Consider the following 14144-nt stretch of genomic DNA (forward strand, 5'->3'; position numbering starts at 1 on the left):
TTTATTATCTACTCGCGATACTGAATCTATTTTTTTTATTTAGCTAACATTTTGTTTTCAAGTATTGAGCTTAATAAAGCTACAGCTTCTGACGTTTCCAAAGCGTCCTCCTCAACTTGTGTAAAGAGCGCGTCAACATCGTTTAAGCTGTCATTAACAGCGTTGCCCGAATGGCTACCATGCTGTTTCTGCGACGCTGTTAAATTGGTTGTTTCTGGCCAATAGCGGTTGTCTGCGAACGTATACGTTGGCAGGTGTATTCGGCTTGGCGTCATACCTGCGTACAGCGCTTGCCAGTCCACCGTTTGCCCCGCTAACCAGTCCGTTAATTCCACCGCAGTGGCACTGTCGATGGCCTGTGGCGCTTGACCGTTACCCGCAAGGTAAGCGGCAAGTTGCTGAGCAAGTTCCTCAAGGGAAGTCGCAACAAAACCAACGCGTTGTTTCATCGACTCACGTCCTACTTGGAGTGTGTAGGCCACGTTCTCTAATGTGATCTCCTGATTATCAATATGGCTGCTGCGATTGTTAATGAAACTAAGCAATGCCGCAGCGCGTTGTTTTAATTGTGCCGCTGTTCTGGCTGAAAGCGGGATAAGCGTCGCTAACCGGTTGTCTGACTGGCTTGCAAGTCTCACGCGCGGGTACTCTGAAATCACCACATGGGCATTGGTACCACTGCGGCCAAATGCGCTCACGGCACCCAGTTTTAGCTGTCCGTTAGGCACCTGCCAATCGCGTGTTTGTTTGTTGATGTAGAACGGATTACCCGTCTGGTTGATATAACTATTTTCTGTGTGGCAATGGATGCTCGCCGGTATCTTGCTGTGACCCATGCCTTTAAGTAGCCCCACCACACTCACTAAGCCTGACGCGGCAAGGGTGTGTGCAAAGTTACTTTTGGTGCTGGTAATGGCACATGAATTGTCAGGCAGTACGACGTTTTGCTGCGCACTGACACTGTTAAAGGCCTCACACAATGCATTGTATTCAACGGGGTCGCCAAGCGGTGTGCCCGTACCGTGACTGACAACATGGCTTATTTGATCGACCGGTACATTTTGCTGCACATAAATACGTTCAATCAGCGCACTTTGCATACGACCGTTCGGCGCGGTAACGCCATTGGTTTTACCATCAAAGTTCACCCCACTGGCGGTCACTGTGCCGTAAATCGGATCGTGATCGGCTTCGGCCTGTGACAGCGGTTTAAGCATCAATACCACCGCCGCCTCACCAATACCGATCCCTTGTGCTTGATCAGAGAAGCTCGCACATTTACCATCTTGAGATAGCATGCCCGCCTCACTCATCTTCACGTAGCTAACAGGCGATAACGTCAAGGCCACAGCGGCCGCCAATGCCAGCTCACACTCATTACTTCGCAAACTCATCACAGCCTGGTGTAAGGCCACCAAACCAGACGAACAGGCGGTATTTGTGGCAATGGCAGGGCCATGGAAATCAAGGAAGTATGACAGTCGCGATGACACCATCGCTGCGCCACCTGTGGTCACGCCCTGCTCATCAGTGAGGAGGTTGTATTGACTCTCTTCCATGCCCACATAGACACCCACATTGCGACCTCGGAGGCTCGCAGGGTCAATGCCCGCATCTTCAATGGCTTTGTACGATTCCATCAGCAACATGCGCTCAGCAGGATCCATCAATTCCGCTTCTCGCGGTGAGACTTCGAAAAATAGGGGGTCGAACTGATCAACATTGTCGATGAAGGCCCCGCTTTTGGTCACCATTTTGCCGCGTGTGCCAGCGTCTTCGCTGTAGTATTCACGCCAGTCCCAACGAAATGCTGGGATGGTGTCCACGGCGCATTGTTCATTTTCAAGTAACTGCCAAAACGCGTCTACCGAGTCCGCTTTCGGGAAGCGGCCAGACATCCCAATAATGGCAATCGGTTCATGGGCGCTGTGCTGAGCTGGCGTATGCTCTGCCATGGTGTGCTCAGCTTGCAGCGGTGCTGGAGCCACCGCCATGACTTCTGCGGTGGGCTGAGTTTGATAGTAGGTCGCCAGCGCAGCGCTGTGTTGCGCTTTAAACCATGCGACGAGCTGCTCAATGGTACCGTGTGAGAAGAACACCGGAGGGGTGACTTCAACACCAAACTGTTCAGTGAGTCGCGTTGCAAAGCGTGCCAATCCGATCGAGTCAAACCCATAATCGGACAACACTGCCGTGGTGGCGATATGCTCCTCTGCCATCCCCAGTTGAGCCGAGGCCAACGCAATCAGTTCACGCTCTAATAGCTCGCCCACATCGCCCATTGCCACCGCAGTGGTCGGTGCTTGAGCCACCGATTTTAGTGGTTTAGCAGGCGCATTCGACTGACCATTCACATGAGGAGTCGTACTATAAAGCGCATCGAGCTTGCTGGTTAAGCGTGGCTTGTCGCCGACAAGCACGAGGGCTTGATCATGCGTCGTACTCAGTAGCTGTTCGAGCATGCGCATCCCCGCCTCGGTTTCTAGCGGTGCTTGACCACTGCTTTTCAGATATAGTTCACTCTGAAGGTTGTGGCCCATGCCGCCTTCTGCCCAGAATGGCCAATTGATGGCAAGGGTTTTTGCGGCCTTACTCGGCACGTTTTTCGCCTGCGCCATTTGGAATCGGCTGGCAATGGCATAAGCGCAGTTACCAGCATCGCCTAATACCGCAGAAGACGATGAGAAGTAACACACAAAGTCTAACGCCTGTTCACTGAGACCACGCTCAAGTGCCATTGCCCCCTCGGTTTTCGGTGCAATGACCTGCTCTATTTCAGCTTCACTTAATGTGTAGAAAGGCGCCGATGACTGGACACCCGCAGCATGGAATATGCCGTGGAACGATACTTTAGCCTGCTTCAGCCAAGCATCGATGTCTGCCTGTGATCCCATGTCGAGCGATACATACTGCGCATCATGCGCGCCCGCCAGTTTTAATTGTGCCAAGCGTGCGGTCGTTGTCTGATCGGGTGCACGTCGGCCCAGCAAATACAGATTGGCCCCATAGTTTTTAGCGAGGTGTAAAGCGGTGATGAAACCAAGCTCACCCATGCCGCCCGTGATCAAGTAATTTCCCCCTTGCTTAAGCGGGACGTGTGCACTGTCCTGGGCATCCATTGCAAGCGCTGTGTTTGCCAGTTTAAAGCGCACGTTATCACGGTATAAGACAACGCCATTACCCTGTGACGCCGCTGCGTAGTGCTGTGCTAAACCGTTGCCCGCTTGGTGATACAGCAGTGCAACGGGCGCTGAGATAAGGTGTTTGACCGAACGCTCAATCCCTATCCAAGCATAGTCCCAATTACTGTTTGGTTCAGACTCATCATAGTGTCCGGCAATGGTCAGCTGTGCCACCCATTTGTCCGCTTGACGCAGCGCGGCGAACAGGGTCAGTAAGCGGTAGATCCCCGTTTTCCCTTGTGCTTTTGCCCAAGTGAAAATAACTGACAGCTTTTTACCTGCCGCGGCATGTACTTGCGTCAACACATTGAGCATCTCTTGCTCACTGTCTGCACGACACACATAGTGTCTATTGCTCAGCTTTTGTGGTGATTCACCCTGTTCTACATATATCGCATTGGCAAAGAGCCCGCTTTGCTCCAAGGTCGGCGCAAACTGCGGATCGGTGAAAATCACAACCTGATGATCAGGCTGTTCACTCGCCTGTTGAGCTGGCGCATCATCGTGTTGCCATTGCTCCGTAAAGAACATCGGCTGTGCTGGCTTGCTCGCTGGCACCACGTCACGGCCAACCCAATAGCGGTCTTTGCTAAACGGGTAACTCGGCAGGTTTAAACGCTGTGGTTTTTGCGCTGGGTACATGCTGAGCCAATCGAGTTCGAGCCCTTTACTCCACATATGCCCAAGCATATTTATTTGCTGTGAGTTTAACCATTGCTGCAATAAAGTCTGCTTAACCTGCTCATCTTGACAGATCAACTGAATGCCTGCTTTATGGGTTTCGGTGCTCTCGCGGAAGATCCCCTCAGCTTCTAACCCCGCCTTGATATAATCTAATTTGCCATCATGGGCCTGCTCTTGTGACAGGTAACTGCGCAACTGTGACATGAGGTGTGTCAATGATTCAGTGTAGACACACAGGCGCTCACTCATCGCTTCACGCCCTGTTTGTAGCGTGTATGCGACGTCAGTCAATGACACCTTGCCTTGCTCCGCCGTTAAATAATCGGCCAGCGCACTGATCCGCTGCGTCAGTTGTTCCGGCGTTTTCGCCGATACCGGGATCAGGGCCGAAACCGGTACCGCAACACGTGGCTGCGGCGTTGTCTCTGGCGCTTCTCCTAACACGAGGTGAGCATTGGTACCACTGAATCCAAATGAACTCACCACGGCATGACGACGCTGACCTTCGGCAACTTGCCACGGCTGCAACGCGTCATTGATGTAAAACGGGCTGCCTTTGAGTGAGACATGTTCATTCACTTGCTCAACATGCAAGGTCGGTGGCAACTGACGGTGTTTCAGCGCTAAGATGACTTTGAGTACCCCAGCGACACCTGCCGCAGCCAAGCAGTGGCCAATGTTACTTTTCACCGAACCCAATGCACAATAGGCCTCACGGGCGGTATATGCTTTGAACGCGGCTTTCAAGCCTTCTACTTCAATCGGGTCGCCTAAAGGCGTCCCGGTGCCATGGGCTTCGACCAATTGAATTTGTTCTGGATCTATGCCGAATTTATCGTACACGCTGCGCTCTAAGCGGCTTTGCGATTGGGCACTTGGTGCTGTGATACCATTGGTTTTACCATCTTGGTTGATACCCCAACCTTTTAATAGCGCATGAATGCTATCGCCATCTCGCTGTGCATCACTCAAACGTTTCAGCATCACCGCGCCGACGCCTTCACCTGGGACAAAGCCATTGGCTCGCTGATCGAAGGTATAGCATCGACCATCCGGTGATAACATGCCCGCCTGTGCCGATTTAACGTGCAGCTCAGGACCAGACATCACATACACCCCTCCTGCTAATGCCACATCACTGTCTCGTAGTTGTAGGCTGTCACAGGCTTGAGAAATCGCAACCAACGAAGAAGAACATGCGGTATCAAGTGATATACATGGCCCCTGTAAATTTAGGAAATAGGCAATACGGGCCGCCAAAATGGACATAGCGTCGCCGGTAAAGCCTTGCGCGCTGAGTTGTAATTCACGCGAGTGCAATTGATAGCCTGCACCGGCACAGCCTACGAACACGCCGCAACGACTGCCCGATAGTTGCTGTGGTGCATATCCCGCATCTTCGATGCTGTTCCAACACGCCTCAAGGAAGAGTCGCTGTTGGGGATCCATACTTTTCGCTTCATTTGGTGATAGATTAAAAAATAGCGGATCAAAGGTATCGTAATTGGTGAGCGCCCCGAGCCATTTGCTATTGGTTTTACCCTCTTTAGGCGTTTCATTTGCTTCATAGAATTGACGTGTAGACCAACGTTCTTCGGGCACCTCTTGGATCAGATCTTGACCCTCAGCCAAAGCGTGCCAGTATTGCGTCAAGTTTTCTGTGGCTGCAAACTGACCAGACATACCGATAATCGCGATCGGCTCTATGACACTGTTTGCCACCGGTTTGGTCACGGCACGACGAGATGTTAGCACTGTTCGGCTGGTTGCATAGTGTACTGCAAAAGACGTCGTATCACTCGCCTCTGAACCAGCCTTCACGACCACGGGGGCCACCTCAGCTGACGGCCCATGCGCTGCAATAAGGCCACAGACATGCTCGGCAAACGCGCGCAACGTCGGGTAGCTATAAATTTGTGTTGCCTCAATATCTAGCTGATATTGGGCGTTGATTGCACGGACCCAGGTGACTCCGGTTATGGAGTCTAACCCCAGATCAACAAACTGTTCGTTCTCATCCAACTCGGCAGCATGAATGCGCAGCTCTGTCGCCAGCATAGCGATGAGTTGTTGTTTTACTGCTGTCGTGGAATGCGTTTGGTGCGCAGTCACTGGCTGAGTCATAGGTTGCTGAGCGGTTAATTGCGGGGCGATCAGGCCACTGACAAACTCACTAAAAGCCTGTAGGGTCGGGTAGCTATACACCTCTGTCGCCTCGATATCTAGCTGATATTTGGCATTGATCGCACGCACCCAAGTGACCCCCGTAATGGAGTCTAACCCTAGATCGACAAATTGCTCGGTCGCATCCAGTTCTGTTGGGTTGATACGTAACTCAGCAGCCAACAAGGTGCTCAACTGTGCTCTTATCTCAGATGTTGAGATCGATGTAACCTGTACCTGAGGCTGCGCTTGTGTGGTGACAACGGCCTGTGCTGATACTTCAGCGGGCGCCGCTATCATGTCGCTGACATAGTCACTGAAAGCCTGTAAGGTCGGGTAGCTGTATACCTGTGTTGCCTCAATATCTAATTGATACTTGGCATTAATGGCACGTACCCAAGTCACCCCAGTGATTGAATCTAGGCCTAAATCGACAAATTGTTCATTGACGTCCAGTTCATCCGCGCGCATGCGTAGCTCTTTTGCCAACATCGCCGTCAGTTGCTGTGTTAACGCTGCACTCGATAACGACGGTGCCCAAGATTGATCAGAGGCAGGCAACTCAGCCGCCTCACTGGCCCCTGTCGTCATACCGTTTGCCATTGGCATACGGGTGCTCAGACACTCACCTACATAGTCACTGAACGCTTGTAATGTCGGGTAGCTGTACACCTGTGTTGCCTCAATATCTAGTTGATATTGGGCGTTGATGGCACGCACCCAAGTGACACCAGTGATGGAGTCCAAGCCCAAGTCGACAAACTGTTCTTTCACGTCTAACTCTTCAGGACGCATACGCAGTTCCTGCGCCAACATGGTTTTTAATTGTTGTAATAGCGCTGGCGCGCTAGGCACGGCTTCGGCATCCTGAATTAAGGGAGTCTGTAACTCGCTTGATGGGTTATCTTGGTTAAGTGATTTACTCGCAAACTGTGCTTGGATCTGTGCCAGTGTATCGCTACGTCCCACAAAGGTCGCTTCATGCATCGCCAACTCACTGGCGTAGGTTCCTTCAAGCTGTGGTAATAAAGGCGCGCGCCACTGTGCTTTTAATGCCATCAGTTGTGCGCGACTTGCTTTGCTCAACTCGCCCGCCCATGCCATCGCTGTAGCGACCACATCTTGGCGCGGTAGTACCGGACAAGCCAAGCCTCTGGCTTGCAGCGCACTGCCTTGATACCCCTGACCACTGAATAGGCTGTCCATGCCCAGATCTTGTCCCAATTTATAAGGCAGTAATAGCGTTGATCCCGCACCTGGCGTAAAACCATAGTTCATATACGGGCTAATATAGTGACTCTCTTCACTAAAAATCGTGACATCAGAAAACATCCCCAGCGCCCATCCGGCACCAATGGCGTGCCCTTGCATCGCCGCAATAACCGGCAGATCGCAATTAAGTGGTAACTGGAATACGGTGATGTCGGTAAATTTCGCGTCGCCACGCTGGATAGCCAACAGCGAGTCTTTGGTTCCCCCGCTGGCAAAATAGTGGTCGTAACCGGTCAGCACCACCACTTTATAATCTGTACGCTGTGCAATATGTGCAAATGCTTCTTCCATGCCTGCGACAAAATCTGGCGAGAACATATTCTTTGCATCACGGTCTCTCATCGAGACTTCCACCACCCCATTGGGATAGGCTGTTGCACCAATCACCTTTGATTTCAGCGCAATGGTCTCTTTGGCCTCGGCGATCGGCACATTGCTGTCAGGTAAATCTGAACCACTTGCTTTGCTTAGTTGCTGCTGTTGTTCATTCAGTTGCGCCCAAGCTGCCGCTTTCCACTCACCCAGTGAAGTCGGGCAAACTGTCTGCCAAGCTTGTGTCAATTGACTTGCCATCGTCATCACGTCATCTTGCTCACACACATACCAGTGTGCAATGCCTGACGGTAATTGCGCGCCACCTAGCGTGTCATCACGCAATAAGAGTTGTTGGCTCAGGGTTTCACCAACACGCTGCCTGAGCAGTGGGAAAGCCATGTCTGAGGTTGTCCAGTCCCCCTTATCACCATATTGACCGCTGCGACTATACACCACAGCATCACAACTTTGTGCCACCAACCAAGCGCGCCCTTGCGCCTGTTCGGTTAAGGCCGCAACCACAAGCAACGGGCTACTGCTCAACGCTGCGATTAAGTCATCGAGTGCGGTGTCGTTGGCCGTGATGGCTGGCAGAAATGCAGCGTCTTGGCTGCTAATGACCATACTTGAATAACCGCTATCCACCGCCCCATGAATGGTGTCAATCAACACCGCAACTTGAGAATCAGCGGGTGCTTCGGCCAATTCGACATACAGGGTACGTCCAGCTTCACGCAGTGACACCCCCTCGCCATTAGACACTTTACCTACGGAATGTTGTGCATCGCTGCTGTGCGTCTTATTCGACGGCTCAGCCAGCGCATCAAGCCAAGTTTGGCGTGACATCGCCAGATGTCCTTTTAAGGTTTGTAGTGCATGGGCTGATTTGCTGGCTAAATGACTTGCCCAGTCTTTAGCGTGTGTCTCTACCTGTGCTGCTGGCACGACTGGACAACGCCAACCTTTGCGTTGCCACGTTGCTCCGCTTGCCGATGCCGTCATAAATAACAGATCAGCGGCCAATGTGTGGCCAAATCTATCGCGCCAAAGCGATTGCTCGGTCATCCCGATAGTGCGCGGTTCATTGTCAAGCCATAAACCATACTGAGCTGCTTCATTACAGATCATTTGGTCACATAAAGCCGCTAAGCAAAGACCTGCACCTTTGGCATCGCCTGCCAAGACCGCAATGATTGGCGCAGAAAATGCCACTACCCGTTGATAAAGCGCTTTAACCGATGGGTTATTCCACTGTCCGACAAGGAAGGTGTCATCGCCACCACACAGCAGTAAGGTGTTCACGTCATCGCGATCTGACAAGTAATCTAGCGCCGCCACCATCTCCAAGACTAAAGCCTCACTTAACTGACCGCTTTGTAGTGTGAGACGATATACCCCATGGCCGAACTCATATAGTCGCACTAAAGGCGTTTCGCTTGATAACCCTGTACGCGCTTGCTGGGGGGCCTTCGCCAAGTTCAGTAACGCACTTGGCTGTACCAAACTAAAGCGTGGGCGATCCAGTGGCGCGCCTGCGGCGAATGTCGCCTGCTCTAATGCTTTAAGCACCACATTGTTTGGCTTGCTCACCGTTGTAGCCGGCACCGAGGATGCATCCATACAGGATGCATCCGCACTGGGTGCCACGACCGGCAGGGGCACTTCACGCATGACATTCAGTTGTACTGGCGCACGCTGTTCCATCGCTGCAGCTTGCATCCGTGTCGCGCCTGGTTGAGGTGCCGCTGACACGGTGGTATGCGTTTGCGGCATATGCTGCACTTTTGCCACGGCGATGTCGCGCTCAGCTAAATTACTTTCTGATCGCTCAGGCGTGGCAAAATGAAGGCTATCCCAATGCTGATAACAGCGTCCTTGTACATCACAAAAACGCAAGGATAAAGCTAAATTCTGTGTCTCTTGATTGCGGCGAACATGCACCACGATATCGTTGCCATTGGCGCTCTGTACAGCGAGCGATGACAGTGCCTGTGGATAGGCAGCGTGCCATACTGAAATCGGTAAATCATGGGCCGCTAACCACTGGCCGATCACGGTAAAGCACGTATCGACCACCTCAGGATGAATACTATACACAGCGAGGCTAGGCGCTAACTGTGATGGTAAAGCGAATTCAATTAATAGCTGTGATGCATCATGACTCACCGCAGTCACCCCCTTGGGTAAAGTGACTGGCAGTGCTGACAGGCCAGCTTTGATGCCAGCCACAGGTTGCGCCGCCGGCAGTGACTGTACCTGACCGCGACCCTGACAATGGATCACTTCACCCGCATCATCTTGGCTGTATATTTCAAATTCAATTTGGCTGTCATCGTGGTGTGGATTAAATAAACTGATGGAAACCGACTTGCCCCCAGCTGGGACAATAATGGGCGCCCCCCATACCAATTCGGATAAGATCACCCCCTTGGCGTCGTTATCCACTGCCAAGCCTTGCTCAACCGCTACTCGGGCCATCTCTAAGCAGACCGTTTCAGGGACGCTTGCTACGGATTCTTGACGGGTAATGAATGACTCTGTGCCACTAAAGTGGGTGCGATAGCTATGTTCTTTGACCGTCGATGTATTCACCTGCAATAACGGGTGCCCATCGGCAGCTTTAACTGTGTGTTGGATGACGGCGTTATCATCGATCTCAACCCAGTAACGCTCTTTAGCAAATGGGTAGACAGGTAGATGCATGCGCGCAGGCATCACCCCTTGATAGAGTTCATGCCATGCAACTGCTTGACCCTTAACCCACACTTCACCGAGTTGAGTCAATTGCTGATCTCCCAGCCAATCACTGACACGCTGAGTTAAATCTTGTGAGTCTCTTAAGGCCGCCAAGGCTTCACGCTCGGCTTTTACTTGGCCATAGAAGACCCCCCCAGGCAGAGGTTCACCCCGTTGCCATAGACTCAGCGCCAGCAATCCGGCTTGCAGTTGTGCCACCGAGTCAACCACGAAACACACCCGCTCGTCCATCGCTTCACGACCCACTTGTAGCGTGTATGCCAGTGACGTCAGTTCATCATTGTCTAGCGTTTCTAAATGGGCAGACAGCGCTTTGATACGGCCCTTCAGTTGCCCCAGCGTACGTGCTGATAATGGCACGATCACCTTGTCATACGATGTCGCTTGACGCGTTGGTGCAATATATTCTTCGACGATTAAATGGGCGTTTGACCCGCCAGCGCCAAAGGAAGAGATCCCCGCTAGACGCGGTAATGTGCGTCCATCTGCAACCGGTGCCTGCCACGGTACTAGGGTTTGGTTGACAATAAATGGCGTCTCGTTGAAATCAATATTTGGATTTAATTGTTTGGAGTGTAACGAAGGCACAATCTGACGGTGGCGCATTTGCAGCAGCACCTTAGCAAGGCCAGCCACACCTGCCGCGGCTTCACCGTGACCGATATTCGATTTAGCTGAACCGATTAAACAATACCCTGTCTGGCGCTCGACACGTTCGACACCGCGGTAAAATGCTTTACTTAAGCCAGCTATCTCAATGGGATCACCCAGCTTGGTGCCCGTGCCATGCGCTTCAATATAACCAATGTGTCGCGGATCGACCTTTGCGTCAGCCAGTGCTTGTTCGATGGCACATGCCTGGGCGTTCGGATTCGGGACCGAGTAACCATTTGTACGACCCCCATGGTTCAAGGCACTGCCGCGGATCACGCCATGAATCGCGTCACCATCCGCTTCAGCCTGATCTAACAGTTTTAAGACCACCACGCCCACGCCTTCACCTGGGATATAGCCATCCCCCCCTTCACCAAAGCTTTGGCAGTGGCCGTCACTGGATATAAATTGACCGCCGCTCAGCATCAAATACTTGTTTGGGTGAATGGTGATATTCACACCGCCTGCCAGTGCCATATCAGTGCGACCCATCTTGAGGTCTTGGCAAGCCAAATGAATGGCCGTCAACGACGAGGAGCACATGGTGTCTACCGTCATGCTCGGCCCGTGGGTGTTTAATACATACGATACACGGTTAGCAATACTTGCTGGCGTATTGGCAAAGCCCATACGCTGGCCACGCATACTCGCCTCTGCACCCAGCATTTGATACTCGCTATACATCACCCCAGCGTATACACCTACTTGTCCACTTTGTTGTTTTTCTCTTGGGATCTGTAGGCTATCTCGGGTGTAACCGGCGTCTTCCATCGCCATCCAAGCATGCTGTAAAAACAGTCTTTCCTGAGGGTCAAGCGTCATTGCTTCTTTAGGTGAAATGTTAAAGAAACGCGGGTCAAATTCATCAACCCCTTCAATGAAGCCACCCCATTTACTGTAATGATGGCCTGCCACGGTGCGGTCTTCACTGTAGTACTCGCGCCAATCCCACCGAGATTTAGGCACTTCTCGCACACAATCACGACCCATCGCCAAATTATCCCAGTATTGCGCCAGATCCGGAGACTCCGGATAACGGCCGCTCATACCGATAATAGCAATGGGGGTATTTAATTTGTGCTCGCGCTGTCTATCAGCGACTTGATCTGTCAGCGTGTGTGCATTGTTCGGCGTCATCGCCGCTGGCTGCGCAACAGTTTTAATGGATTCTGCGCTAGCAGGTATGTCCGCTGCTTGCGCCGTCGCGCGCGACGGTGATTGTTTAAATCTGAGGCTGGGTTTGAATTTACGTGGTTTAGCATGCTGTTCACGCACCTTAGCAGGTGTCTTTACTTGACCACCGCGAGTCTCGTTCGCAGCGGGTTTAAGCGGTTTTTCCTCGCGCTTAAACATGTTTTCAACGGCCGCTAAATGAGAGTCGATAAAGTATTCAGCCAACTCTTCTAGCGTGCCGTACTCAAAGAATAAGGTTTTGGCAAGCGAGCCAAAATCCTCCTCTAAGCTGTCGATCAATTTCATTGCAACAATGGAATCGATGCCGTATTTATCTAATGGTGTATTTGTCGCAATATCAACCGCCGGAATTTTCAGCACCCGAGACAAGCATGCTTGCAAATAGCGACTCACTTGTGTCGGGAGATCTTGATGAGGTGTGCTCTGCGTTTGATGTGTCGCCGCTTGTGCAACCGCAGCGGTGTTTACCAGCGCCTCAGTCGCACTGCCCGATACGGTGCCAGCAAGGGCTTCAGGCAGTTGAATTAAGTTAATTTCATGGGGTTTGAGTCGCGCTTTAAGCTCCGCGCTGTTGCCAGATACTACGAGCACCTGAGTCAGGTCGGTGTGCAAGAGGCGATGAAACAAGGTCATGCCTAGCTCTGTACTTAACGAGGTCATGCCAGTAAAGCTTTGCAAACGACTCTGCTCATCCGCAGTCAAGACCATGCCACCTTCTTGCCAGTAGGGCCAGTTGATTGACAGGGTGTGACCGTGACGCTGATTTTTTGCCACGAGCGTATTTCTGAACAATGCAAAGTGATCGGCAAAGCCATTGGCAGTGGCATAGTCAGATTGACCAACATTGCCAACCACCGCAGCACCGGAGGAGAAAATCGCGAAGAAGTCGAGCGTTGCTTGCTGACTGGCGCGATCTAAATTGATCACACCTTGGACTTTAGGCGCCATCACGCGCTCAAATTCGGCTTCGCTTTTACTGATAATGAAATTATCGACCAGGACGCCTGCACAGTGAACAATGCCATTGAGTTGGCCATACTGTTGCACAATGTGCTCTACCAATTGCGCCACTGCTGGGCCATCACAAACATCGATGGCTTCGTAACGTACTTGCCCCTTGGGCGCCATGTCGCTTAACGCATTTTTTTGCGCCTCAGAAAGCGACGAGCGACCCAGTAATACTAAGGTCGCGGTAGGTGACTGGGCGATGATTTCTTCGGCTAACATCTTGCCGAGTCCACCGCCGCCGCCACTGATCAAATACACACCACCTTCTTTGATGGCTTTGTGCTTTAAAGGTTGTTGCAGTCGTTCATTCGATAGTGTTTGCCAACGAAAAACTGCACGCTTGTGTGCTGAATACTTGACTAAAATATCCTTGCGAATATGTGCCTCGTCTTCAACGACTGTGGCGACTTCCCTAGGACTGAGATCTTCAACTAAAATCAATTGGCCAAAAAACAAAGGGTTTTCGAGGGCCGCTGCTTTAAGCAACCCCGCAATCCCGGCACACGCTTCATCATTGCCAGTGCAGGCAATCACGACCTGCACAAACAAAGGCGACTTAGGCTTGGCAACTAAGAGACGTTTGATCTCTGCAAAGCAGCCGAGCGTAAAATCCATCCACTTTTGCGAAACGTCTTTATTTTCGTCCAATGTGACCTGATGATAGGTTACCCCACCGGAATGACTTCCGGTAAGAGGCAACGCTACATTCGTGATGACTGTGCGCGACAAAGAGATATGATCCCGCTCTTTGTCACTGTCACCCAAGTTCACTTCTTCAGTTTCCCAACTCGGCGTCGCTAACAACGTGCTACTTTCGAGTTCTTTCGCTTTAAATAATCGGATCTCCTGAAGCGCTTGCTCTCTGCTCAACTCCCCAACAGAGAGGCGGCGGTAAATTTCTTCTAATCCTTTCAT

At 51.7% G+C, this 14144-nt stretch carries 1 protein-coding gene; it reads right to left on the reverse strand.

Translation table 11 applies throughout. The features are described from left to right. Window positions 1-35 precede the first annotated feature (35 nt). Window positions 36-14144 carry an SDR family NAD(P)-dependent oxidoreductase gene (locus A7985_RS26290; RefSeq protein ID WP_065792711.1) on the reverse strand — a complete coding sequence of 4703 codons (14109 nt, stop codon included), beginning with the start codon at window positions 14142-14144 and terminating at the stop codon, window positions 36-38.

Source organism: Pseudoalteromonas luteoviolacea (assembly GCF_001696455.1).
Taxonomy (GTDB): Bacteria; Pseudomonadota; Gammaproteobacteria; order Enterobacterales; family Alteromonadaceae; genus Pseudoalteromonas; species Pseudoalteromonas luteoviolacea_C.